Here is a 24,134-nt window from a genome sequence, read left to right as displayed (position 1 = left end):
GAAGTAAAATGCCCGTTAGTCTCTACTTTTAATAGCAGGACTAACGGGCTATTTGTATCTGCTGTCTTCTAAATGGCAACAGATAGTCCATTCAATGGGGATCTACCCCATAAACCAAGACACGAAAATCAACGCACCAAAACCAAATGTCGCCATTAATGCCGTGTCGCCACCGGCTGCTGTGTAGCTGCCTTCGGTTTGTAGGTGAGGGAAGTCAGGTCTGCGAACCTTAACTACCATTGCGAGTGGGCCCCAGATAGCTAGGAACACCAGCACCATACCTGCATAGTCCAGCATGCTTACAAACTGGCTAGCGAACAGCTCAGCTAATACCAAAGGTAAGATGAAGGTTAGCGCATAAGCCAACGCTTTGTTGTTGGTCACCGCATCTTTGTTTTGGTCGTAAAGCGCCATCGACACGCCGAGGAAAGAAGTCACCAAGGCCAGAGCAGAGAACAGAGCGATCACCACTTTCAACCAAGCAGATTGGCCGCTGAACGCAGAGATCAACTCAGAGATATTGTGGAACTGGCTTATCGCGTCTGTGCCAAGGTTGCCGATAATCGCGAATAACCAAGTTAGGTAGCAAATTAATGGAATCACTGAGCCTAGCAGAATCATATTGCGGATCTGCTTTTGAGTTGCTTCACGGTTGTAGATAACCAGTGACGGGATCACCACCATAGAGGCAAAGCTAGTAAAGATAACTGCGCTGTATTGCACCACGTCGTTGGCCGTGTATTTGCTGGTTTGAGTTAGGTAATCAAGGCGAATGTTGCTAAACAACGACGCGATAACAATAAACAGCATCACCACCATCATGATGAATAAGCCACGATTAAGTTTGTCTATGTAAGACTTGCCCGCCACTACAATTACACCCGTTAATAGGCTAAAAGCTGTGTAAGCTGCAGAGGTCGATACATCAATACCAACATCGAGCAGTAGCTTGTGGATGATGTCACCGACACCCAAGATATAAGCGATGAGCATGCACACCAGCAGTAGGTAAAAAAGTGCATTGATAAAGTGTTTACTTTTGCTGCCCAGAGTGAGGTAAGCAACACTGCTCATGCCACTGTTGTCTTTGGTTTTAGTACACGCTTCTGCCAGTAGGAGTGCAGAGTAAGTGGTGCCGATAAAGATAAGTAGCATCAGCACTGAGCTGATCATGAAGCCAAATTGAGCCAACACCATGGGAATAGCAAGCATGCCAGCCCCTAATGCAGTTCCTGACAGAATCAAAGAACTGCCGAATAATTTCATATTCAAGAAAAACAACCTCAAGCGATCCAATTAAATTTTGTTTGGATTGTAAATAATTGTTTCCAAGACTAACAAAATACTCAGTAAAGTTAGGGGTTAATTTCTAATAAATTTTGAATTTTTCTAAAAAATTTAAGCAGGAATTTCTGGTGTATATGTGTGGTTGATTTAAGTATTCACTCGGTGAGTTTATTTATCGTTTAGTTAACGTTCGTCCATTATTGAATGATTTAGAAATTGGCAAAATTCAGTTAAAAAGAAGTATGTTTATGAGCTAATTGAAGACGATTCTAGTGAGTCGGATGCGGATAGTACGATTGTGGGTGCGATTATCTTTACGCCGCTTTCATTTGATGATGAAACCAAGGCATATTTGCTTTCGCCAGTGGCGGTGAGCACTCAGATGCAAAAGCGTGGTATTGGTCAGCGCCTGATTAACTTCGGTTTGCAGTTTCTAAAAGAGCAGGGTATTGAGCTTGCAGTGACGTACGGTGATCCTGACTACTATTCAAAAGTGGGCTTTGGGCAAATTACCGTTGAGCAGGTCCCAGCGCCCTTTGAATTGAGTTTCCCTCACGGTTGGTTGGCTCAATTGTTAACTGGTGGTGAAATCAAAGTAACAAGTGGCAAGTCGAGTTGTGTTAAAGGCTTGGCTCACGCAGAATATTGGTAGCCGCTTGCAAAAAATTGAGAAAAAGAGAAAGCCCATCAGGTGTTGCCTGTTGGGCTTTCTCGTTATGAACAAAAGATATCCGTCAGCCTTCAATGTATAAATTGAACAACTGTTCAAAATAACACTTGAACGATCGTTCTTGTTTGATCTATATTGTTTTCACACCAACGGAGAACATTCATTAATTGCTCCGTGATTGAATAACTTTAGAACCGAAAATTGATAGGGATAGAGCAATGAGCAACTTCAAAATTCACTCAGTAGAATCCGCGCCAGAGCAAAGCCAACCTATTCTTGAGGGCGCTAAAAAGCAGATGGGCAGAGTGCCGGGCTTGTTTGGTGTGTTGGCTGAATCTCCAAACACACTTAAGGCTTACACTCAGCTTCATCAGGCGTTTAGTGACTCATCTTTCGATGCTGAAGAGCTAACGGTTGTTTGGCAAACCATCAACGTTGAACACGAATGCCACTACTGCGTTCCTGCACACACTGGCATTGCACATTCAATGAAGGTTGATCCTGCAATCACCGAAGCACTGCGTAATCGCACAGCTTTACCCACTGAAAAGCTGCAAGCCCTGCATGATTTTACGCTGAGCATGGTACGTAACCGCGGCAATGTGCCTGAAAGTGAAATGGCAGCATTTTTCGAAGCGGGCTACGGTCAGCAACAAGTGCTAGAAGTGATTCTTGGCCTGTCTCAGAAAGTGATCAGTAATTACGTAAACCACGTTGCTAAAACGCCAGTCGACAAAGTTTTTGAACAGTTCGCTTGGCAAGGGTAATCGTATTTAACTAACCATCGTATTTAAGCAACTCAAGATATGATAATGATGAAAGCCCCACTCAGTTGAATGGGGCTTTGTTGTTTTGGTCTAAATGGTAATTAGAAAGGTAACCTAACGCACGTGCTTAGCGATTATCTTCGCTAGTGTCACAACCCCTTCTTTCCACTCTTTGCTCTCTTCAATGTTGGCAACAGTAAAGCGCAAGCAGTGTTTATATTGGTCGTTGGTGCCAAATACTGTTCCGGGTAAAATCCCCAACTTATGCTTTAAACAGTCTTGATAGACCGCGTAGCTATCGACCGATTCAGGCAGTGTTATCCAGTTTAAAAAAGAGCCTTCCGGTTTTGATAGGTGGTATTGCCCGACAAGGTGTGGGTGGCTATCTAGTGCTTGTATTAACAGGCTTTGGAATTGCTTTTGGTTGGTTTGGTAGAGCCGTTTCATTTTGGATAAGTGGCTGCGATATTTACCGGTAGTGAGGAATTGCCCCACCGCGGATTGCATCAGGTTTGAGCTGCCCATGTTGTCGCATAAAAGGTACTTTTCGACTAAAGGTTGGTAGCGCCCCGACAATAACCAACCGATTCGCAAGCGTGAGTCTAAGGTTTTAGACAGTGAGTTGACGTAGATGACTCTATCTTGGTCATCAAGCTCTTTGAGGCTAGCGATTGGTGTATCGAACGCCAAGCTACCGAACACATCGTCTTCGATAATTGGTAAAGATCCGGTGATCTCCAGTAATGCTTTTCGATTCGCCAATGGCATTCTTGAGCCGGTTGGGTTAGTAAAGTTTGGCGTTAGCAGTAAGGTTTTTACTTCCCATTTGTCCAACGCGCTCTGCAGTGATGGAATGTCAATGCCATGGCTAACACTGCTCGGGATTTCTAAAGCTTGCAAGCCAAGTGATTCGAGCAACAATAAATTACCGAAGTAACAAGGTGACTCGACTGCCACGATGTCACCCGGTTTGGTGAGCGCACGTAGTGCCAAACTGATCGCCTGTTGAGCACCATGAGTAATCGCAATCTCTTTGGATCCCGCAGGTACGCCTAGATCATGGGTGATCTTTAACAATTGCTTTACTAATTGCTCGTCGCCGGGAGGTAATTGGTAATACCCAGGCAATTGAGTTTGTAATCGACTGTGGCGACCAATCTCGGCATACAAGCTACGAATCGCAGGGTTGTTTATGTTCGGGTGCGCAGAACCTGCCAACAGTTTCAGGCGGCCTTTCGGGCGAGAGAGTACCGATTTGGTGACAGATAAGAGGTCCACTTTTTGAGGTTGGCTTGGTGTATCCCAGCAGGTGGTGTTCGGTGTCTTTACGCGATAGCCAGATTTAGGTACCGAGTAAACCCAACCCGTTGCTTCGAGTTCTTGATAGGCTCGAATTACGGTATTTTTGCTTACGCCAAGCTGTTCGCTTAACTGGCGGATCGAGGGAAGGCGATCGTCTGGATGAAAAAGTCCTTTATCGATCTGAGCCTTAATATGTTGTTCGGTAGCAAGGTATTTATTGCCGCTGAGTTCTGCTTCCACGTGTTTCTCCCTCGTTGCACACTCTCAATCTGTAACCATTTAAAGTGTTATATCTGTATCTTTATTAGTTATCTGTACCCAACTAAGGTAACAGCATTGATGAAGAGTTGACCAGAGGTTTGTAATGCTGATTAAAATGATTCCGTTTGTGTTTGTAATATTGTGGTCGTCAGGTTTTGTCGGCGCACGTCTTGGTGTTGAATATGCCGAACCCGCAACATTACTTTCATTGAGGATGGTAGCCAACGTGGCGCTGTTCTTGGTTTTGATTGCAATCATTAAGCGTCGTATTCCTCGTGGTCGAGCATTCTTCCACGCAAGTGTGGTTGGCATCTTGATTCATGGTTTCTACCTTGGTGGCACCTATCTGGCGATTGATATAGGTATGCCCGCCGGGTTGAGTTCTCTACTTGTTGGCTTACAACCGATTCTTACCTCATTGATTATGATCAGCTGTACTTCGCAGCGTTTTAATTTTGCACAGTGGTTGGGGTTAGCGCTTGGTTTTGCGGGTATTAGTTTGGTGTTGATGGGCAATATTGAATGGCAGTCAGACGACCAAAAAGGCTTGGCAACGTTATTGTGTTTGGTTTCTTTGGTGGGTATTACCTGCGGCACTTTGTATCAGAAGCGCTTCTGTCAGGGGACAGATATGGTCGGCGGTGCGATGGTGCAATATTTGGCTTCTGCCGCGTTGTTTCTGCCGTTCGCAATGCGTTACGAAACTATGCAAGTAAACTGGACGATAGAATTCACGTTGACTCTAATTTGGCTGGTGGTCGTTCTGTCTTGTGTTGCCATCCTATTGTTGCTTTACATGGTAGAGCACGGTGCATCTTCAAGTGTGGCTTCGGTCTTTTACTTGGTGCCACCGACGACAGCAATCCAAGCGTGGCTTATTTTCGGTGAGTCGTTCGACATGTATGGCGCGATGGGCTTTGCCTTGTCTGCTGCGGCGGTTTATTTGGTGGTGAAAAAGCCTGAGTTAATTAAGGCTCGTAGGCGAACAGTGTTAGAGCGGTAGTTTGTATACCAAACTCATCCTACTAAAAATCGATGACTAGAAACAAAAAAGAGCCTGAATATTCAGGCTCTTTCTATATAAAATATTGGCTAGCGACTTTTGATTAGCGTTTCATCAAGCAAGCGTAAGCCGTTGTAAACGGTGCTTCTTGGTATTGCTTAAGGCCAGTTTCTTTGAACTTCATCATTAGAGGGTTACGCTTAAGGCTCTCTTTGATGTCAGCAGGAGATACAACGGTTACGTCTAGGTCGTCGATCAGTTGAATCGCTGCTTCTAGTTTGAAACCAAAGCCACCGCCAGCAAATTTGCCTTTAGTCTGACGTTGGCGAATTACAACTTTTTCTACTTGGTAATCTTCCATTAACTTTGCAAAAGAGAATTGAAAGTCTTTCATATTCTGTGTGTCGTTTGCGTCGCTAATCGCAACCTTAGAAACTCGGCAATCAGGAATGTTAAATACGCCGTCTGACAGAGAAAGAAGACAGATGACTGCATCGTTACCTTTGATTTCAACACCACAAATTTTCATGTTCTTACCTACTTATTTTAGAGCCCTACATTATGGTGTTATTTCTAACACTTCTCCAGTATTTGCGCGTATCAGCAGCAAATAAGTCTAAATCAGAGAGTATTTTAGTCGCCGAAAGTTAACCTTTGATTGAAAAAACATCACACGAATTTACGGTATCGTTTGCTATGAGATGAAGCTCACAAAAGCTTAGCGGGATTTTATATGTGTGCTGTATATTGCGCGCGCATCCCTATTTGAAGTGTGGTTATTAATCCCAATGAATATCAATAATCTTTCGATTAAGAGTAAAATCGCGATCCCGCTGTTGGTGATTGTGATTGTTTTTTCTACCGTTACTGTGCTCAACGTTATCAGATCAAATGCTCAAGCTGCGATTAATAATGAGCTCAATAATGTGGTTCAGCCAGTGCTAGATAACCTAGAAGATGGCTACCGAGATATCTACCAAATTATCGCTTCGGCACAAGGTCTGTTGCTTGCGAAAGACCAAGCGGCGGTCGAGTACCAAAAGTTTGAATTTAAAGACAACGCTTACAAAGCGGTTCCTCGTTTTCAAAGTGTCGAAACCTTGTATCAAGCGGGCGTGTTGGACCCATCTTCACGTGGCGAGTTAGCAAAGCTTGTTAACGCGATGAGCAAGTGGGTGGCACTGCACGAGCCAATGTTCGCTGATCCAGCAAACGCAGACCAATACAATATTGATTACTCGCCAGCGCTTGACGCAGAGTTTGCGATCATTCGTACTCAACTGCGCGATATCCGAACTGTGATCGAATTGAAACAGAAAGAGCTTCGCCAGCAAGCCGATGACTCTATTGAATCGAGTAAGTTGATCATTGAAGTGGGTATGGCCGTTGCTGTTTTCGCTGCACTTTTCGCTATGTGGTTATCCAATCGGTTTATCGTTCAGCCAATCCAGAACGTAGAGAAAGCGATGAATGAGATCGCATCGGGCGACGGTAACTTGTCTCAACGTATGAAGGTCGAAGGTAATGACGAGATCGCTCGTTTGAGTTCTGCTTTCAACCAGTTTGTTGGCAAGATCCATGTCACCGTGGAGCAAGTTATTCTCACATCGAACGCAGTACGTGGCGAGATGGAAAACATCAAATCACTCACGCAAAGTGTTGCTGAATTCTCGTCTAATCAACAGCGAGAAAGTGAAGTGGTCGCGGCTGCAGTTCATGAAATGCAAGCAACCAGTGAAGTGGTGAGTGGTAACGCATTAGATGCGGCAACCGCAAGTAACGTTGCAAACCATGAAGTGGAATCGGCCGATACTACGCTTGGCTTAACTGTTACTTCGATTGAACGCCTTGCGCAAGATATCGAGAACGCGGGCGGTGTGGTTCAAGAACTAGATACAGACGTGAAGAACATCGCCTCAATCCTTGGCGTGATCAAAGGTATTGCAGAACAAACCAACCTACTTGCTTTGAATGCGGCTATTGAAGCGGCACGAGCGGGTGAACAAGGCCGTGGCTTTGCCGTAGTCGCAGATGAAGTAAGAGCGTTGGCGAGTAAAACTCAAGACAGCACTGGCGAAATCCAATCAATGATTGAACGCTTAGAAGTGGGTGCTAAACACGCGGTTGGTGTGATGACTGAAAGCAAAGTGAGTGGCGAGAAAACCATTGTTCAAGCAGGAACTGCAGCATCTTCATTGAGTGAGATTCGTAACTCAATTGGCAAGATGAATGACATGAACACACAAATTGCTACGGCGGCTTCGCAACAGTCTCAAGTGTCTGAAGAAGTGAATAAGAATGTTCAACGCATCGCTGAAAGCACCATGCAAATGGTTGAGATGGCAAGCAGCGCAGAAAATGCATGTATGGCATTGGCTGAACAGTGTGAAGCGCTAGATAGCCTTGTGTCTCAGTTTGAAGTGTAATTTTCAAAATTAGACAGACGAATATGAGCTGATAATGGTTGCTCGTATTGAGTCCCATTAATCAGCGGTGAACGACAAAAAAGCCCGCACTCTATGAGTGCGGGCTTTCTTTTTGACTAGGTGATCAGTCTTTTGACTAGGTGATCAGTTTTTAGACCTGATCAATCATTCGGTGTTAGCTGCTGCGACCGTCTTTGTATGTGTAACGGTAGTCAACTTTTACGTTCGCTTGGTAATCAATGTCACCGCTCATGTTAGTGATTTTCTTCACTTCCATATTCGCGTCATCAATCTTGAACGAATCGTATTTGGTTGTCTGTTGGAACTGTGGCAGTTCTCTTGAAAGCTCAAAAGGTGTTTTTGCGCTTAACTCATCCATAAGGTTGGTGCCTGCATCGTATGCTTCCGCTTCAGTAACAAATGTATCAGATTTTAGCGTTGTTTCTTGAATTGTTGTTTTAGTTGCTGCAAACGCAGTGGTGCTGAGTACAAGAGTTGATACAAGTATGATTAACTTCTTCAAAGGGATACCTTACTTTGTTGTACCAGTGTTTTAGAGATTCTCACCCTAGCAATAGGGGATGAGGTTAATGTTAGGACAAAAATATGGTTCTGTAAGGGAATGACTATAGGTGCCGAAGATTAATGCACAGCGCATATCAAGCAAGGTGACACTGATATCTAACTTCAATACACTGTATGGGTAACCAAAGTTCAGCATAAGGTAAAGGCATGGCCAATTGGGAAGGGGTAAGTGAGTTTGTTGCAGTGGCAGAGCGTGAAAGCTTTACTGGTGCGGCGCAGAAGCTCGCTACGTCGGTGGCTCAAATCAGTCGTAGAGTAGCAAACCTCGAAGAACGACTCGCAGTGAAACTGCTCAATCGAACGACTCGAAAGGTGTCTCTTACAGAGGCTGGGCAACTCTATTACCAACAATGTAAGTTGTTGGTCGAAGGTTTAGAAATTGCTGAGCTTGCGGTCACGCAGATGCAATCCACACCCAAAGGCTTACTGAAAGTCACCGCGCCTGTGACTTATGGTGAGCGCCAACTCGCCCCAATACTGCATCAATTCTTAAAGCTTCACCCGCAAGTAGAGCTTGAGCTGATGCTGACCAATCAAAAGCTCGATCTTATCGATTCGGGTGTTGATGTTGCGATTCGTCTTGGCCGCTTGGAAGATTCAAGCCTTGTGGCAAAGAGGCTGTCTCAACGCCAACTTTATGTATGTGCAAGCCCTGAATATATTGAACGTTATGGCGAGCCGCATACATTATCAGAATTAAATAATCACCAATGTTTAGTCGGTGGATTTGAACATTGGCGTTTCAAAGAAAATAGACGCCCTCGCTCAGTTCGTGTTAACGGACGCATTAAGTGCAACAGTGGTTTAGCCTTGTTAGACGCAGCTAAGCAGAGCATTGGCTTGGTGCAGTTGCCTGAATACTATGTGAGTGAAGACCTTGATTCTGGTGAGTTGGTTGAGGTGCTGTCCGATTATCGAGATGACAAAGAAGGGATCTGGGCGCTTTATCCTCAGAACCGCAACTTATCTTCAAAGGTTCGCCTGCTGGTGGACTTCCTTTCTGAGCAATTGGATTAGTGTATGGCTTAAAACCTCCACCGATAAAAACGGGCTTCAGAATAGAGATTCTGAAGCCCGACGTGTTTTAGGATTAATTATCGTTTGATTACGGCTTACTAGACCGAAAATGTATTAGACGGTGAAGCGATCCACCAAGTGATACAGCTCATTTGCACGACTGTTGAGGTTTTGGCTACCTGTACGGTTTTGATTCGCGAGTTCTGCCGATTGTGAGCTTTGGTCAGAAATCACCACGATGCGTTGAGATATTTCTTGTCCTACAATATTTTGCTGTTCAGTGGCTGTCGCAATAAGCGAGTTCATGTCCATGATGGTATCAATCGACGCTTGGATCTTCGCCAGTGCTTTGGCTGCGGCATTCGCTTCTTCCACGGTTTGCGCACTTCGGTTTTGACTTGAATCCATCGCTTTCACAGCAGCATCTGAGGCAGCTTTAAGTTGCTCAATCATCTTGTGAATGTCGCCAGTGCTTTCTTGAGTACGGCTTGCCAGTTTACGAACCTCATCGGCAACCACAGCAAACCCACGACCTTGTTCGCCTGCACGTGCAGCTTCAATCGCGGCATTCAACGCGAGTAGGTTAGTTTGCTCGGCAATGTCTTGGATGACCGCCAACGAAGAGGAGATATTCTGCACATCACCTTCTAAACGAGACACGACAGTGTTGGCTTCTGATACTTCGCTCGCTAGGCCTGCCACCGAATCTGCAGCGGCGTTTACTATCTGTTGCGCTTCTTTGGCATTGCCCTCTGCAAGTTTAGCGGAATCCGCCGCTTGGCTAGCGTTGCTCGAGATCTCTTGCGCCGTTGTGGTCATTTCAGTCATCGCCGTTGCAACTTGTTCAGTCTCTTCACGTTGCCCAGTAGCAATCTCGTCGACCTGCGCAGCACGAGAAGACATGTTAGATGTCTCGGCTACGACTTGCTGACCGACATCACTTACGCTGCGAATGATGGTTTGCAGGCTTGCCACAAAGGCATTGAAGTTCTCGCTGAGTTTTGTGAACTCGGGCGCTTTGAAGGTTTCCATTCGAGCGGTTAAGTCAGCTTCGCCACTCGCGAATGCGCTGATTGAACGATCAAACTGCTCGAGTGGTTGCATGATGGTACGGTTGACGGCAACGGCAAACACAGCAACTACTAGGGCAATCAAACCACAGAATATAGCGATGGCCGTCAATGAGCTTTGTAACGCAGCATTTGAGCTCTCTTTCATCTCTGCGATGACCGCATCGATGTCGTCAGTATAGAAGCCTGTACCTAGCATCAAGTCCCACTGGGGAACGAATATCGAGTAGCTCAGTTTCGGTAGGGCTTCGGATTGACCAAGTTTTGGAAAGTAGTAGGTGGTGAATTCACCAAGCTTTGAGTTCTTGATCAAGTCACGAATCAGGTAGTTGCCTTTTTTGTCTTGCAGGTCGTAGTAGTTGTTACCAATACCATCGTTGTTTTGTCCAACAACCACTCGAACGCCTTTAGAGTCGTAGCCAAAGATGTAGCCAGATTCGCCATATTCGAGTGTTCTTAATGTTGGTAAGGCTTCTTCTAATGTTGCACCTCTATCCAAAAATGGGCTGATCGAAGAGTAGGCCATTTGTAGATACGCTTTGAGTTCCTTTTCTTTCATCGCCATCATATTGCTACGCGTCGATTCTACTTGTTGTGCGGTTAGCTCGGTGCTCTTCATATACGTCACGCTCATCATCCCAATTGCCATCAGTAGCAGTGGAATAAAAGAGAGAATGTAAAGGCGGTTTTTGATGGTTAGGGTCATGTCACGCTTCCTGTGTGATTGTCTCATGCAATTTTCAACACATTATTAATGTGGTTTCAAAATGTAAATGGGCTTGTTGTTTAATTGTTATCCTAGAGTGTTTTTGTTTTATAAATATGATGACGGTTAGGTTTTTGGGGTGAGAAGCCTTGCAACTAGAGGCTTAAGCGCGAAAAAGTGAGTTTGTATCGATGCTTTTGAATTCGACGCTGCTTTGTTAGAATGCGACGCTTTGTAGCACCCTGCTATGTCTATTCGTTAAGTGAGAAAGATTCATGAACAAAAGCCATGTGACTATTGGTTTAACTAACCCAAAGAGCCCGACAAACGTTGGTGCTGTTATGCGTGCGGCTGGTTGTTACCAAGTCGACGAAGTTAAATACACAGGGCAACGCTACGAAAAAGCCGCAAAATTCCACACCGATACTAAGAGTGCTGCGCGTACTATCCCGTTGACTGGTGTTGAGTCGTTTTTAGACAATCTTGATCCAGAAACTAAGATCGTTTGCGTAGAACTCGCAGAAGGTGCAACACCACTACCGCGTTTTAAACACCCAGAAAATGCCATTTATATCTTTGGCCCTGAAGACGGCTCTATTTCTCAAGATGTCGCCGACAGAGCCGATCATGTTGTGTACGTACCAACAGTTGGCTGCATGAACTTGGCAGCGACAGTGAATGTGCTGCTTTACGATCGTCTTGCTAAATCTGATGAAATGGATGAGAGCAACGAACTGATTAAGAAAAGCCGTGATAACCGTAACCATCTGCTAATCAAAGAAAAGTAACTATTTACTTCTAGTAAAAGTAACGATCTGCTTCTAGTGTTATCTATCCCGTACGCAATCGGATATTATCTTGAGTTCATCATCAGATAATTGAAGGGTTAGATAACACCATGGAAGACAAGCAATTACTTGCCGCGCTACAGCAACACTCTGTCCTCGATCTCTATCAGTTATTCCAAGAAGTTGGTCAAAACCGCTCTTTGTATGCATTACTAGAGAGGTTATCTCCCCTTAAAGAACATCATCAACTGAGTACTCGTCTTAGCCCTTTTAAGCCTCATATCGAAGGATTGCTAGCTCAATTTGATAGCGCCACGCCAGATAGCGAGATCCTCAAGGCAGTCGCTCTTCAGTCTGAGATTCAACAACGAGGCCATAGCATGAGCCGTTACATCATGACATCAGATAATCACCGCCATTTTTCCCCAAATGCAGACCTAGTGATGTTTGGTGATTCGATCACTGAATGGGCACCGTGGGCGGATATTTTCCGCGATGTCTCGATGGTCAATCGCGGCTTAGCGGGTGACACCACAACTGGTATGTTGCGTCGTATTGATACCACGTTGAATGTGAAACCAAAGCTTGTATGTTTTATGGCAGGGATAAACGATTTAGCTCAGGGTTATGATGTCGAACATATCTACCAGAACTACATTGATATGCTTAAGGTGTGGCAAGAAAACGATATTCGCATATTGGTGCAATCAACGCTTTATGTCGGTTCTAAACTGCAAGGTTTGAACCCTTTAGTGGAACTGCTCAATACCAAAATAAGCGAGTACTGTTCTCAGCAAGGCATTGCATTCTTAGATGTGAATTCTGTATTGTCACCTAATCAGCTTTTGTCGAATGAGTACTCATGTGATGATTTGCATTTGAATGCGAAGGCTTATCAAGTTTGGGCTGAGGTGCTTCAACCTGCGATAGCTGAGCTACTAAAGTAGACTCACGCAGATAAATAGAAAAATAGACAGCTAATTAAACAGATAGACCGTTAACCAGCTTAGCTAATACAAGAAAAGCCAACCCCTAGATTTGTTTCGCGAACCATAAGGACATCAATGTGAACTTAAGACAGTTGGAAGTCTTTTACGCCATCATGCAAACCGGAACCGTATCTGGAGCCGCACGTAATCTACATGTGTCGCAACCTAATGTGACGCGTATTCTGGCGCACACTGAGCAACAACTTGGGTTTGGTTTATTCGAACGTGTGAAAGGTCGGTTGGTACCAACGGTTGAAGCGAAAACCTTGTTACCTGAAGCGGAGAAAGTTTACCAACAACTGGGTCAATTTCGTTCTTTGACCAACAAAGTGAAGCAAGGACACCAGCATTTACGTATTGGTGCGCCACCGATTCTGGCGACCAAGTTGCTGACGCAAGTGATTGCTCAAATGTCTCGCGAACAAGAGCTCTCTTTTGAGTTGTTGACTGCAAACCGTGATGAACTGTGTGCTGGGCTGTTAAAGCATGAGCTTGATATTGCTATCGCATTTGGGGACGAAACACCGCCTGCTATATTAAGTGAAACACTCTTAACTGAATCTCTCAAGGTTTTGGTTCCATCCAATATGGTTGAGCAGTTGCCCGCAGAATTAACCCTCGATAATCTAATCAATTATCCGTTGCCAATCATCGGGCTTGATAGCCGCGATCCATTAGGCCTGCTGTTACATCAAAGCCTTATTGCACGCGATGAGCATTATCACCATCCGATATCGGTACGTGGATACAGCGCTGCGGCGGAACTGGTGAAGCACCAAGCAGGGTTTGCGATCGTTGACCCGTGGACGGCAGAGCAGTATCAAAATGACGATGCGGTCTGTGTGTTGCCACTTCAACCAGATATCCAATTCTCGGTATCGATGCTTTGCGCAGAGCACACCCCTCAGTCGATTTCCGTGAAGCAATTTATCGCTTCATTGAAGAGCCATACTCACCCTATAACTTAAGGTTATAGGTTCGCCATAAATAGGTATTCGGCAGCTTCGAAGTTCTTAATTAAAGTAAATCCATACAAGGACTTATTAATTGGGGACACTCATGTCTATCGCTCAACCTTACCTTCTTTTTCTTGGGGATGTTACCGACCCACTTGCCGCAAAAACAGCCCGTGGTATTCACCAATGGCGACCAGAAATCTGCCTAGGCCAACTGCGCTTAACAGGCGATACCGTTTCACTGGGCTTAACGGACATGACCTTGCAAGAGGCGCAAGCGCTAGGGGCGAAAACCCTAGTGATTGGCACCGCAAATCCGGGGGGCGTCATTCCTGATTCTTGGCAGTCAACCATAATGGCCGCTGCAGAAATGGGATTTGAGATTGCATCTGGCATGCACCAACGATTGAGTGAATTTTCACCGCTTGCTGACATGCAACAGCAAGGATTGACTAAGCTTCATGATGTACGCCATTTTGATGGTTCTCTAAAGGTTGGTAAAGGTAAGCCTCGTCAGGGTAAGCGCCTGCTTACTGTCGGAACAGATTGCTCAGTAGGCAAAATGTTCTCGGCATTAGCGATTGAAAAATCGCTTAAACAAGCGGGAATATCCGCCCAGTTTAAAGCGACAGGGCAGACCGGTATTTTGATTGAAGGCAGCGGAATTTCGATTGATGCTGTGGTTGCGGATTTTATTTCCGGCGCGGTTGAAGCGATTAGCCCCGATTTTACCGACCACGAGTGGGACATCATTGAAGGGCAGGGTTCTTTGTTCAACCCTTCGTTTGCAGGCGTGAGTTTGGGGTTATTACATGGCGCACAAGCCGATGCTTTGGTGTTGTGCCATGAGGTCGGGCGACCACATATTCGTAACCTTCCTCATGCTCAATTGCCAAGCATAGAACAGACGATTGAAGCCAACTTACAAGCGGCACGACTGACGAATCCAGATGTGAAATTGGTTGGCATCTGCTTGAACACGTCGGCAATTAGCATTGAAGACGCTGAGACATTATGCCAAGAATGGACCACACTCTATCAAGTGCCCGTGACGGACCCTGTGCGTTTTGGTGTACAACACATTACTGATCATTTGCGACATTCACTTTAACGACTTCATCATTTCTACGTTTCCATTTGTTAAAGCGAACATCAACCGAGTGAAATTATGAAGATTACAGCAGAACCCATTACTATCGCGATGCAAACGGCTTTTCGCATCTCTCGTGGCAGCCGAACTGAGTGTCACGTTGTTCGTGTTTATATTGAACATGATGGCAAACAAGCTCAGGGAGAGTGCACCCCTTACCCACGATACGGCGAGTCATCGGAGTCTGTGTTAGCGCAAATCCAACAAGCGTCTAGCGCACTTGAAGGTATGTTTGAGCGAGGCGTTACCGATCCGGCAGAGCTAAGAGATCATCTTCAGTCTTTATTGACCGGAGGGGCAGCGCGAAATGCGGTCGATTGTGCGCTTTGGGAGCTTGAAGCCAAACAACATGACCAGGTCTTCCCAAATAGCCTGTTTGAGTTACCGAATCAAATCGTGACAGCAATGACCGTCTCGATTGGCACTCCAGAAGCGATGGCGACTCAGGCTCGAGACTATGTCGTAAATGGAGCAAAACTCTTAAAAGTGAAGCTTGATGGCGAGCAAGTGGTAGAGCGTGTTCGCGCGGTACGAGAAGCTGCGGCAGATATTCAGATTGTACTGGATGCCAATGAAGCGTGGACAGGATTGAATCTCGAAGAGTTGTTCAATCAACTGGTAGAATTTGATATTGCGATGATCGAGCAGCCGTTACCCCAACAGCACGATGCCTCATTGGCGCACATCAAGCACCCGATACCACTGTGTGCTGATGAAAGCTGTCATACCACTTCGCAACTTTCATCTTTGTTAGGCAAATATGAAATGGTCAACATCAAGCTCGATAAAACAGGTGGTTTGACCGAAGCATTGGTACTTGCTGAAGAAGCTCAAAGGCTAGGATTTACGCTGATGTCGGGTTGTATGCTCGGTACATCGCTGGCGATGCGTGCAGCTCTGCCTATCGCTGTTCAATCTGAAATCGTCGACCTCGATGGCCCAGTCTTACTTGGTCAAGATGTAGCACCATCACTGACTTATCGAGATGGGATGATTGTTCTTTAAGTTCCTAACAAATTAGCTAGGAATCTCTCCATACAAAAATCGCATAAGCGTTAACTTATGCGATTTTTTGTTTGTACCGTTTTACAGAGATAAGTAAACCATACTGCAACTACTCACTTGCTTCATTGAGTGGGGTGTACTGAACTGCTAAATACAACCCACCTAGAAAATACAGTGTTTAGCAAAATCACCCGCTTCATTAGCCGTCCAGTCACCTTTAGGCTTTTCTTTCATATCCGCACACCAAGCTTCACTGCCAACCTCGGTACAAGCCATTAATTGAGTAGCAAGGAAAAGTATCAACGCGATTTTCTTCATAATAAACATTCCGTTGTGGTCTAAATTTCTGCTTATAACTGTATCAAATCCCACAAGTGATTGTTATAGCTGCTAAGAACTTAAGGGCGTTAATAATGATGTGGGGTTGAGCTGAATTCGAGGGACGGTAAAGAAGCGAAGGTTTGCTTGGCTTTAAGATCGAAAAAGCCAGCAATGTATGCTGGCTTTGAAATTCTTAATAAGTTTCTATTCGTTATTTCGCTTTAACTACTTATCGATTTATACCAATTTCATCTCTTGGATGATGTCCGAAGCAATCTCTGGCTTCGTGCTTGTTGGTTTCTCGTGTAGGTCGGCTTTCAATTGTCCCTTACGGTTACTTAGGCCCGCTTCAAGTTTCTTAAGTGCTGCAGCGATAGCTGGGTACATAACATCGTCTGTCGATTTTGCTGTTACTCGTACACCTTCGTAGTTGGTGAATACTTCAACCTGATGTTGACCGTGTTCTTTAGTAATGATGATGTCGCAACTGATCAGTGATGGGAAATGGTTAGATATCTTCTCGAATTTACCTTCGATGTCTTTGCGTGACTCGTCGTTAATTGATACATGATGTGTTTGAACATTTATTTTCATAAATCATACCTTTCCAATGACTGTGTCATTTAAACGTAGCAAACATCGCATAGATTAACCAACTGAGAATTAGCACATGTGTGATTGACTTCAGTGTTATCAAATATTCTCTTGTTACTCCCTTGAAAGTCCGATGAACTGATCGCATATTATGTTTCGTGTTTTAAAGACATGTTCAAAAAAACTCCATCCTTGATAATTTGCGCTAACCTACAGCGAATTCCCAGTGAATCTCTCTTTATCGGTTTTATAATTCCGAACTTGTCACTCCATTGATTTTCTTTCCAGCTCACTCACTTTTTCTTCTTTGATTAAAAACTCAGCTTAAGTTACTAATTTATAGACACTCAACTGCCCACTCCATATTGAAGTGAAACTCTCCTGCTGTGAGTTGAGACTCGGGTATGGTAATGCGTGCTCGAATATCGACTTCTTTATTGGATGCCAGTTGATCGACAGGAAATTCGACGCCCTGACGCCAATAATTAATGTCACCTTCATAGCGAACCGGCGTTTCGACTTTGAATCGCACAAGTTCTGAAATGCGAGACTCATCAATTGAGCCTAGATCAATATGTTGCAGTTTGAGCAACAATCGAGAATCTTTGCGATTGGACTCAAGCTTAAGCGTTATCGCTCGGCCATCGTATTCTCGGCCACTGAATTTAAGCCGTTTAAGCGTATTAAAACCATCAAAGCCATTAAGATTGATGCAGAAATGCTGGAGCTGTTAGGCAGTGAAGATGGCAACACGGCGATGATCAAAGTGAGCTGGGATGAGAAGGGAATGAAGATCTATAAGGATGGCTACTTAGCGGATTATGAGTACGGGATTGCCCCTCATGAGATGCAAGAAAACTACGAATTAGCACCTAAGTAACTCGATTCGATTGCAGAAAAGCGCCTTACTTATTAGTGGGCGCTTTTCTTTTGCTCACCAAAGCATGACGAAACTCACACTTTTCTGACAATTAATGACTCGTTATGCTAGTATGCGCCGCTTGTCTTTGTAATTGATAAAAAACGCATTACCCAAACAGTCTTTTTCTGTTTATCTGCTTGTAATGACCTCATTCAGTTTGGCCTGACTTGGCCGAACATCTGCATTTTGCTCGGACGCAAAGAGAGTAGTTCTCACTACTTCACTATGTACATTTGAGAGCACCATCTATCAAAGGCCTTTTAGAAACAGCCTAGTTAGCGTGAACTATGTTCTGCGTGAAGGGTTTCGTTTTTCCAAAAATCCCTCCGGCGGCTAAGTGAACCTTAGTTGCTGACAAATAAGGAGTCTATATGACGACTACGGTATCTACATCCGTACCTACATCTCAAGCTGGTAACGCAGCGCCGACAGAGAAAGAAGTAAACCACCCGTTTCTCTCTTTGGTTATCATGGTGATCGTTGCTGCAATCGCAACTTACTTCATCCCTGCTGGTGAATTCGAGCGAGTGGTCATGAATGGCCGCACGGTTATCGACCCAGACAGCTACACACAATTGACCAGCAACCCAACAACATTAGCCTCTTTTTTCGAATCATTTTTTAAAGGCTTCAAATCCGCTTCTGGCGTGATGGGCGTTGTGGTATTTGTGGGTGGTGCTTTTGGCATTATCAAACACATGGGTCTGTTAGACGCATCCGTTGTTGCACTAACTACTAAGCTAAAGAAGCAAGGCTTGTACGTAATTGCGCCTGTGATCATGACGGCGATTTTCTTCAACGTCACCTTCACCGGTATGCGTGAACTTGATGTCATCTTTATCTCTTTGATGATCCCGATCTGTATCAAGCTTGGCTATGACGCGATTACGGCACTTGGCGTTGTTTTACTGGCAAGTTGTGCCGGTTTCGCAGCCGCTTTGGCTAACCCATTCTTTACGGGTATCGCACACACTATCGCTGAACTGCCTATGTATTCAGGCATGTGGTATCGCTTTATTGTTGGCATGTTCATGTTGCTAACAGGTGCTTGGTATGTACTTAACTACGCGCGCAAAGTTAAGCAAGACCCGACCAAAGGTTTGTTGCACGGTACGGGTTACCACTACGAATCAAACGTTGAAGCTAAGTCTCTGACGGTTCGTGAGAAGCTAGCAGGTATCGCATTCTTAGGCGTGTTCGCATACATGATCTTCGGTACTCTGACGATGGGCTTTGGCTTTACTGAGATCGCAGGTGCGTTTGTGGCAATGGCGATCATTCCTGGCTTGGTGGCAGGATTGTCTCCTAACAAGATTTGTGAATATTGGACTAAAGGTGTCAGCGATGTATTGGTTGCTGTGTTGATCATCTTCTTTGCGCGTTCGGTGTTGACCATCATGGAAGACGCGAAGATTGTCGATTCGATTATCTACTATCTTGCGCAGATCATTTCTGGCAGCTCTAAGCTTGTTGCGGCGGCAGGTATCTACTTCTCACAAGCTGCGATCAACCTGTTTATCCCGTCGGGCAGTGGTCAAGCGGTGATTACTATGCCAATTATCATTCCACTGGCAGATATTGGTGAAGTGACTCGTCAAGTTGCTGCGTTGGCGTCTCAATTGGGTGATGGTATCTCGAATTACATTTATCCAACCAACGGTGGCTTGCTGGCGGTACTGGCGATTGCGAAAGTCCCTTATGGTAAGTGGGTGCGTTTCTTCTTACCGCTATTCTTGTTCTGGTCGGTGGGCGCTCTGATTTCAGTCGTGATTGCTCAAATGATTGAGTTAGGGCCTTTCTAAGGTTTCTGTTTAATCGAATACATGGACAGTTAAGGCTTAACTGAAGCTGTGTGAGTAAATAAGAAGGCAGCGAATTCGCTGCCTTTTTTCGTTTAAAGAAAAGCTATTCCAACGTTAAAGGTTACTCTTCAAATTGGTAAGAAGAGGGCACCACAATCACGCCTTGTTTTGATATGTGGAAGCGTTTCGCATCGGCAAGGCCATCAAGACCGATCTGGGTTCCGTCAGGCACCTTAACGTTCTTGTCGATGATGCAGTTTTGTATGTGGCAATTTTTTCCAATCTCAACATCTTCAAACAGAATACTATCAATCACAATCGCGGCATTGCTGACTTTCACTTTCGGGAAGAAGATTGAGTTTTGCGCCGAGCCGCCTTCAATTACAACGCCATTCGCTATCATCGAGTTGATGAATATTCCTTGATTACCTTCAACTGAAGCAATGGTTCGTGCGGGTGGCAGCTGCGGTTCGTAAGTACGAATCGCCCAATCAGGTTGATATAAATCGATAGGCGAAGCTGGCTTTAACAGGTCCATGTTGGATTGGTAATAAGAGTCGATAGTACCAACATCTCTCCAGTACGCATCTTGGGTCACTCGGCCTTCTTCATCCCCAAACTTGTATGCGTAAACACTGTTGTTACCCACCAATTTAGGAATGATATCTTTACCAAAATCGTGGCTTGAGTTCGGATCTTCGGCGTCCGCCAGTAGCGCTTGTGTTAGTACTTCTTTATCAAAGACGTAAATACCCATTGAAGCCATGCTGCGAGTTGGCCTACCAGGTACACATGCAGGGTAACGTGGCTTTTCGGTAAAGTTATTGATCTCTAGAGATTCATCTATCTCCATCACACCAAACTCTTTGGCTTCGTCAATCGAAACCTCCATGCACGCCACAGTTAGGTCGGCCTCGTTCTTTTTGTGCTGCTTGAGCATTGGTGCGTAATCCATGCGATAGATATGGTCACCGGATAACACCACCACATGCTTGGCTTCACTGCGAGACAGCAGATACAAGTTTTGATAAATCGCATCGGCAGTACCGCTGTACCAGCTATCACCGGTTCGCATTTGTGGGGGAACATTGGTGATGTATTCGCCGAGCTCGGGGTTAAGCACCGACCAACCATCACGTAAGTGTTTTTGCAAAGAGTGAGACTTGTACTGAGTTAGCACCAGAATTTGGCGAAGTCCGGAGTGCAGGCAGTTCGCGAGTGTGAAATCGATGATTCGATATTTGCCACCAAAAGGTACCGCAGGTTTTGCACGGTTATCGGTGAGGGGAGAAAGCCGAGAGCCAACACCGCCGGCCAGAACGATTGTTAGAGTGTCTTGCATAGTCAGAACCTCAATGTATTTATGATTATGAACATAGACTTGCAAGCACTAAGCCAAATGTAACTCATTGAATATTATACGCGGCAAGATTGATTCTTGTAGAGCTGCACCGAAATGATGCGTGCGAGATATTGGCTTGCTCTATTTTGATCCAAAGAGAGCTGAGCAAAGTGAAGGGATTGGATTAACAAAATGACGCACGGAAAAGTTGCATTACAAAACTGTCAATAAAATGAAGAGATAAAGTGATCGGGTCGATATAAATTTACATAAATAATCACAACTTTTCACAAATTGATTTCCATCAATAAAGTAGGGTTATTCTATGATACCTTGCACGCAAAATAAGAAATGATTACTCATTCACCAACAAAGATTAAGCCCCCAAAAGGAAATTATAATGAAAAAAACAGTATGTGGTATTGCGGTTATTGCGGCTCTTATGTCAACCAACGTTCTTGCTCATAAAGAAGGTGATTTCATCATCCGTGCAGGTGCAGCAATGGTATCTCCTAACGATAGCAGTGGGGATGTTCTGGAGACATCGGGGTCAAAATTTGGTGTGGATTCAAACACCCAACTTGGATTGACATTTGGTTACATGTTTACAGACAACATCAGTCTCGAGATTCTTGCAGCGACACCGTTCTCCCATACAATTTCTACAAACCATGGTGGTTTAGGTGATATCGCCGAGACAAAACACTTACCACCAACGTTGATGGTTCAGTACTACTTCGGCGAAGCAAACAGCAAGTTCCGCCCTTACGTAGGTGCGGGCATTAACTACACTGTCTTCTTTGATGAAGAACTTAATGGCACTGGTAAAGATGCAGGCTTAAGTGACTTATCTCTTGATGACTCTTGGGGACTTGCGGCAAACATTGGTATGGATTACATGATCAATGAAGATTGGTTCTTGAATGCGTCAGTTTGGTATGCAGACATTGATACTACAGCGAAATATAAAGCGGGTGGAAAACAATACTCAACCGACGTTGATATCGACCCATGGGTATTCATGATCGGTGGTGGTTACAACTTCTAACCCTCTTTATTAGTTTACTAAAGGCGCTCAAGCACCAGCCAGCTTGGGCGCTTTTTTTTGCTTGCTTGTTAATGAAATGCTCACTCCAACTTATTGTTGTTATGGGTGAAGCAAACTGATTGTTGTCATTTATTGTTAATAAAAGAGAAAGATAAGTGTCATAACAGCCCTCTATGATCGCGTTTCAAATCATGGAGGATATATGAATCGTAAATTTAATAAGCTGACACTATTACTGCCTATTGCGGTAAGTTCTGCTCTAGTAGGGTGTTCTCAATCAACGTCAACATCACCAACGGCTGCTATCCCATCTCAAACGTCACTTGATGCTTTTAGCTTTCAATGCCAATCCATCGAGCAGCCAAGCGCTTCCAATGCTGAGGTAACCGGAATCAGCCTGGTTGGACGTGCTATTGCCGATGCCCCGTTTGATACTTCAGCAGCCGAAATCGTCAGCTACGATTCATGTACCGACAAGCTTTATGTCGTCAATGCTCAAGCACAAAAAGTCGATGTGTTATCGATAAACTCTGACAGCGCACCAGCATCTGAGGGCTCTATCGACCTTCAATCAGCGGCTGCAGCTTCGGGTATTGATATTGGTGCCGCGAACAGTGTGTCGACTCATCAAGGATTAGTTGCTGTCGCGATTGAAAATGCTGATAAGCAACAAAACGGCATCATTGCACTTTATCGTTCAGACACGCTAGAGCTGATCACTACTTATACGGCTGGTGCATTACCGGACATGGTGAGCTTCTCGAAAGATGGTCGCTACATTGCCTCTGCAAATGAAGGTGAGCCGAATGCGGATTACAGCATTGACCCTGAAGGTTCAGTAACGCTAGTGGATTTAACCAATGGCCCTTTGCAAGCCACAGTCACTCAAATTGATTTTAAGGCATTCAATCAAGGTCAGCCTCGCCATGCAGAGCTGACCGACAAGGTTCGAATCTCTGTGCCGAATGCAACCGTTGCTCAAGACCTTGAACCGGAATACCTAACGTTTGCTGATAACGGAAAACTCTACGTTGCCCTTCAAGAGAACAACGCATTGGCAGCCATTGATGTGGTGAGTGCACAAGTGGATGCGATTCTTGGACTAGGCGGCAAGCCTTGGGATAACGCTAAGCTAGATGCGTCAAACAAAGACAAAAACATCGGTAATCTCCAAAGCTACGCAATGTTAGAAGGCCTTTACATGCCAGACAGCATCACCAGCTACAGTGTTGATGGCAACACCTATATTGTGACTGCGAATGAAGGTGATGGTCGTGAGTATGGCATCAAAACCACGCAAGAAATGTGTGACGAGAAAGGTTTTGAGTGGGATGGCGATGACTATCAAGGCACCGAAAACTACACCACAGAAAAAGACTTTTGTATCGCGTATGTCGATGAAGTACGCGGCAAGAAGTTAGACGTTGACGCTAACCACCCATTAGCAGGCGCATTGAAAGACAACAAGCAACTTGCACGTCTTAAAGTGATTAAGCCACAAGGGACACTCGCTGCTGACCAAAAGGTTCAAGCATTCGGTAGCCGTTCTTTCTCTATTTGGGATGAGTCAGGCGAGTTAGTGTTTGATAGCGGTGACGATTTTGCTCGAATCGTACTTGAGCAAGATCCTGCAAACTTCAACAGCACCAATGATAACAACCAAAGCGGTGACGATCGTAGTGATGATAAAGGCGTAGAACCTGAAGCGATCGAAGTGGCGGAGATCAACGGCAAGCACTATGCCTTTATTGGACTTGAGCGCCAAGGTGGCATCATGGTTTACGACGTAACACAGCCTAAAAACGCAAGTTTCATCAGCTACTTGAACAATCGCGACTTTACTCAGCCAGTGTGCACTAAGGTTGATGAAGACGGTGATTGCGACAACGAGACTTACAACGCTAAAGCGGGTGATTTAGGTCCAGAATCAATCAAGTATTTCACTCGTTCTGGTAACCACTTTATTGCGGTTGGCAACGAAGTGAGTGGTAGCACGTCAGTTTACCGCGTTGAGTTTTAATCACGCTTCTTACTAGCAATTAGATTGAATCAAAACAAAAGCGCCACGACTTGTTAAGTCGTGGCGCTTTTTTAGTTCATCGCTTATTTATTAGCGATGGCAA

21 protein-coding genes and 2 pseudogenes are annotated in these 24,134 nt (G+C 44.9%); 14 read left to right on the top strand and 9 right to left on the bottom strand.

Annotation, left to right across the window (positions count from 1 at the left end):
* Positions 1 to 102 precede the first annotated feature (102 nt).
* The gene (locus tag AB4486_RS05930) at positions 103 to 1,266 is read right to left on the bottom strand and encodes an amino acid permease (RefSeq protein WP_372116891.1); all 1,164 of its coding nucleotides are present in this window, start codon (positions 1,264 to 1,266) and stop codon (positions 103 to 105) included.
* A gap of 274 nt (positions 1,267 to 1,540) precedes the next feature.
* Between AB4486_RS05930 and AB4486_RS05925 the strand changes: the two are divergent.
* Positions 1,541 to 1,939: pseudogene (locus AB4486_RS05925) on the top strand (GNAT family N-acetyltransferase); the annotation flags it as partial.
* 236 nt (positions 1,940 to 2,175) lie between these two features.
* A complete protein-coding gene (locus AB4486_RS05920) occupies positions 2,176 to 2,724 on the top strand; it encodes a carboxymuconolactone decarboxylase family protein (RefSeq protein WP_017061666.1) in 549 nt (182 codons plus the stop codon).
* A 114-nt stretch (positions 2,725 to 2,838) separates the two neighbouring features.
* Here AB4486_RS05920 and AB4486_RS05915 read toward each other — a convergent pair whose 3' ends face one another.
* The gene (locus AB4486_RS05915; protein WP_017064936.1) at positions 2,839 to 4,266 is read right to left on the bottom strand and encodes a PLP-dependent aminotransferase family protein; all 1,428 of its coding nucleotides are present in this window, start codon (positions 4,264 to 4,266) and stop codon (positions 2,839 to 2,841) included.
* A 124-nt stretch (positions 4,267 to 4,390) separates the two neighbouring features.
* On the opposite strand from AB4486_RS05915, the gene AB4486_RS05910 reads away from it, so the two are divergent.
* A complete protein-coding gene (locus tag AB4486_RS05910) occupies positions 4,391 to 5,290 on the top strand; it encodes a DMT family transporter (RefSeq protein ID WP_372116676.1) in 900 nt (299 codons plus the stop codon).
* Positions 5,291 to 5,393: 103 nt separating this feature from the next.
* Here AB4486_RS05910 and AB4486_RS05905 read toward each other — a convergent pair whose 3' ends face one another.
* Positions 5,394 to 5,819, bottom strand: a complete 426-nt coding sequence (locus AB4486_RS05905; protein ID WP_171732859.1) for a DUF3010 family protein — start codon at positions 5,817 to 5,819, stop codon at positions 5,394 to 5,396.
* A gap of 259 nt (positions 5,820 to 6,078) precedes the next feature.
* On the opposite strand from AB4486_RS05905, the gene AB4486_RS05900 reads away from it, so the two are divergent.
* Complete coding sequence (locus AB4486_RS05900; RefSeq protein ID WP_372116674.1) at positions 6,079 to 7,716, top strand: methyl-accepting chemotaxis protein; 1,638 nt, start codon at positions 6,079 to 6,081, stop codon at positions 7,714 to 7,716.
* Between the two features lie 175 nt (positions 7,717 to 7,891).
* On the opposite strand, the gene AB4486_RS05895 is transcribed toward AB4486_RS05900, so the two are convergent.
* A complete protein-coding gene (locus tag AB4486_RS05895; RefSeq protein ID WP_372116672.1) occupies positions 7,892 to 8,239 on the bottom strand; it encodes a DUF3316 domain-containing protein in 348 nt (115 codons plus the stop codon).
* Positions 8,240 to 8,448: 209 nt separating this feature from the next.
* On the opposite strand from AB4486_RS05895, the gene AB4486_RS05890 reads away from it, so the two are divergent.
* Entirely contained in the window at positions 8,449 to 9,318 is an 870-nt protein-coding gene (locus AB4486_RS05890) for a LysR family transcriptional regulator (RefSeq protein WP_017064933.1), read from the top strand.
* A 114-nt stretch (positions 9,319 to 9,432) separates the two neighbouring features.
* Here the strand turns inward: AB4486_RS05890 and AB4486_RS05885 are convergent, their stop codons facing one another.
* On the bottom strand, positions 9,433 to 11,094 hold the full coding sequence (locus AB4486_RS05885) for a methyl-accepting chemotaxis protein (RefSeq protein WP_102429235.1): 1,662 nt from the start codon (positions 11,092 to 11,094) through the stop codon (positions 9,433 to 9,435).
* Positions 11,095 to 11,369: 275 nt separating this feature from the next.
* On the opposite strand from AB4486_RS05885, the gene AB4486_RS05880 reads away from it, so the two are divergent.
* The 5 genes from AB4486_RS05880 (at position 11,370) to dgcA (ending at position 15,982) form a co-directional block, all read left to right on the top strand.
* Positions 11,370 to 11,882 carry an RNA methyltransferase gene (locus tag AB4486_RS05880; RefSeq protein WP_017061674.1) on the top strand — a complete coding sequence of 171 codons (513 nt, stop codon included), beginning with the start codon at positions 11,370 to 11,372 and terminating at the stop codon, positions 11,880 to 11,882.
* Between the two features lie 110 nt (positions 11,883 to 11,992).
* Positions 11,993 to 12,829 carry an SGNH/GDSL hydrolase family protein gene (locus AB4486_RS05875; RefSeq protein ID WP_372116670.1) on the top strand — a complete coding sequence of 279 codons (837 nt, stop codon included), beginning with the start codon at positions 11,993 to 11,995 and terminating at the stop codon, positions 12,827 to 12,829.
* A 119-nt stretch (positions 12,830 to 12,948) separates the two neighbouring features.
* On the top strand, positions 12,949 to 13,839 hold the full coding sequence (locus tag AB4486_RS05870; protein WP_108209486.1) for a LysR family transcriptional regulator: 891 nt from the start codon (positions 12,949 to 12,951) through the stop codon (positions 13,837 to 13,839).
* 91 nt (positions 13,840 to 13,930) lie between these two features.
* Positions 13,931 to 14,938 carry an N-acetyltransferase DgcN gene (gene dgcN / locus AB4486_RS05865; RefSeq protein ID WP_108194754.1) on the top strand — a complete coding sequence of 336 codons (1,008 nt, stop codon included), beginning with the start codon at positions 13,931 to 13,933 and terminating at the stop codon, positions 14,936 to 14,938.
* Positions 14,939 to 14,995: 57 nt separating this feature from the next.
* Positions 14,996 to 15,982: an N-acetyl-D-Glu racemase DgcA gene (gene dgcA / locus AB4486_RS05860; protein WP_372116667.1), complete on the top strand. Its 987-nt coding sequence runs from the start codon at positions 14,996 to 14,998 to the stop codon at positions 15,980 to 15,982.
* Positions 15,983 to 16,144: 162 nt separating this feature from the next.
* On the opposite strand, the gene AB4486_RS05855 is transcribed toward dgcA, so the two are convergent.
* From AB4486_RS05855 to AB4486_RS05845, 3 genes are all read right to left on the bottom strand, one after another.
* Positions 16,145 to 16,300 carry a DUF3012 domain-containing protein gene (locus AB4486_RS05855; RefSeq protein ID WP_017061679.1) on the bottom strand — a complete coding sequence of 52 codons (156 nt, stop codon included), beginning with the start codon at positions 16,298 to 16,300 and terminating at the stop codon, positions 16,145 to 16,147.
* Positions 16,301 to 16,540: 240 nt separating this feature from the next.
* A complete protein-coding gene (gene hpf / locus AB4486_RS05850; protein ID WP_017061680.1) occupies positions 16,541 to 16,897 on the bottom strand; it encodes a ribosome hibernation-promoting factor, HPF/YfiA family in 357 nt (118 codons plus the stop codon).
* A 337-nt stretch (positions 16,898 to 17,234) separates the two neighbouring features.
* A complete protein-coding gene (locus tag AB4486_RS05845) occupies positions 17,235 to 17,492 on the bottom strand; it encodes a hypothetical protein (RefSeq protein ID WP_229648214.1) in 258 nt (85 codons plus the stop codon).
* Between the two features lie 57 nt (positions 17,493 to 17,549).
* On the opposite strand from AB4486_RS05845, the pseudogene AB4486_RS05840 reads away from it, so the two are divergent.
* Both AB4486_RS05840 and AB4486_RS05835 read left to right on the top strand, forming a co-directional pair.
* A pseudogene (locus tag AB4486_RS05840) lies at positions 17,550 to 17,777 on the top strand (hypothetical protein); the annotation flags it as partial.
* Positions 17,778 to 18,190: 413 nt separating this feature from the next.
* Positions 18,191 to 19,621: a YfcC family protein gene (locus AB4486_RS05835; protein ID WP_372116665.1), complete on the top strand. Its 1,431-nt coding sequence runs from the start codon at positions 18,191 to 18,193 to the stop codon at positions 19,619 to 19,621.
* 121 nt (positions 19,622 to 19,742) lie between these two features.
* Here AB4486_RS05835 and glgC read toward each other — a convergent pair whose 3' ends face one another.
* Complete coding sequence (glgC, locus tag AB4486_RS05830) at positions 19,743 to 20,963, bottom strand: glucose-1-phosphate adenylyltransferase (protein ID WP_017064925.1); 1,221 nt, start codon at positions 20,961 to 20,963, stop codon at positions 19,743 to 19,745.
* Positions 20,964 to 21,363: 400 nt separating this feature from the next.
* Between glgC and ompW the strand changes: the two genes are divergently transcribed.
* Both ompW and AB4486_RS05820 read left to right on the top strand, forming a co-directional pair.
* Entirely contained in the window at positions 21,364 to 22,011 is a 648-nt protein-coding gene (ompW, locus tag AB4486_RS05825) for an outer membrane protein OmpW (RefSeq protein ID WP_065584094.1), read from the top strand.
* Between the two features lie 202 nt (positions 22,012 to 22,213).
* The gene (locus AB4486_RS05820; protein ID WP_372116663.1) at positions 22,214 to 24,031 is read left to right on the top strand and encodes a choice-of-anchor I family protein; all 1,818 of its coding nucleotides are present in this window, start codon (positions 22,214 to 22,216) and stop codon (positions 24,029 to 24,031) included.
* The last annotated feature ends 103 nt before the right edge of the window (positions 24,032 to 24,134 follow it).

Source organism: Vibrio sp. 10N.222.55.C6, assembly GCF_041473395.1.
GTDB classification, from domain to species: Bacteria; Pseudomonadota; Gammaproteobacteria; order Enterobacterales; family Vibrionaceae; genus Vibrio; species Vibrio crassostreae_C.
This window is presented reverse-complemented; position numbering and strand designations above follow the sequence as displayed.

Bases quoted from the DNA above. Each gene is read 5' to 3' on its own strand.
- glgC (WP_017064925.1), bottom strand. From the start codon at position 20,963: ATGCAAGACACTCTAACAATCGTTCTGGCCGGCGGTGTTGGCTCTCGG.
- AB4486_RS05900 (WP_372116674.1), top strand. From the start codon at position 6,079: ATGAATATCAATAATCTTTCGATTAAGAGTAAAATCGCGATCCCGCTG.
- dgcN (WP_108194754.1), top strand. From the start codon at position 13,931: ATGTCTATCGCTCAACCTTACCTTCTTTTTCTTGGGGATGTTACCGAC.
- hpf (WP_017061680.1), bottom strand. From the start codon at position 16,897: ATGAAAATAAATGTTCAAACACATCATGTATCAATTAACGACGAGTCA.
- AB4486_RS05920 (WP_017061666.1), top strand. From the start codon at position 2,176: ATGAGCAACTTCAAAATTCACTCAGTAGAATCCGCGCCAGAGCAAAGC.
- ompW (WP_065584094.1), top strand. From the start codon at position 21,364: ATGAAAAAAACAGTATGTGGTATTGCGGTTATTGCGGCTCTTATGTCA.
- AB4486_RS05910 (WP_372116676.1), top strand. From the start codon at position 4,391: ATGCTGATTAAAATGATTCCGTTTGTGTTTGTAATATTGTGGTCGTCA.
- AB4486_RS05885 (WP_102429235.1), bottom strand. From the start codon at position 11,094: ATGACCCTAACCATCAAAAACCGCCTTTACATTCTCTCTTTTATTCCA.
- AB4486_RS05930 (WP_372116891.1), bottom strand. From the start codon at position 1,266: ATGAAATTATTCGGCAGTTCTTTGATTCTGTCAGGAACTGCATTAGGG.
- AB4486_RS05875 (WP_372116670.1), top strand. From the start codon at position 11,993: ATGGAAGACAAGCAATTACTTGCCGCGCTACAGCAACACTCTGTCCTC.
- AB4486_RS05855 (WP_017061679.1), bottom strand. From the start codon at position 16,300: ATGAAGAAAATCGCGTTGATACTTTTCCTTGCTACTCAATTAATGGCT.
- AB4486_RS05835 (WP_372116665.1), top strand. From the start codon at position 18,191: ATGACGACTACGGTATCTACATCCGTACCTACATCTCAAGCTGGTAAC.
- dgcA (WP_372116667.1), top strand. From the start codon at position 14,996: ATGAAGATTACAGCAGAACCCATTACTATCGCGATGCAAACGGCTTTT.
- AB4486_RS05820 (WP_372116663.1), top strand. From the start codon at position 22,214: ATGAATCGTAAATTTAATAAGCTGACACTATTACTGCCTATTGCGGTA.
- AB4486_RS05890 (WP_017064933.1), top strand. From the start codon at position 8,449: ATGGCCAATTGGGAAGGGGTAAGTGAGTTTGTTGCAGTGGCAGAGCGT.
- AB4486_RS05880 (WP_017061674.1), top strand. From the start codon at position 11,370: ATGAACAAAAGCCATGTGACTATTGGTTTAACTAACCCAAAGAGCCCG.
- AB4486_RS05905 (WP_171732859.1), bottom strand. From the start codon at position 5,819: ATGAAAATTTGTGGTGTTGAAATCAAAGGTAACGATGCAGTCATCTGT.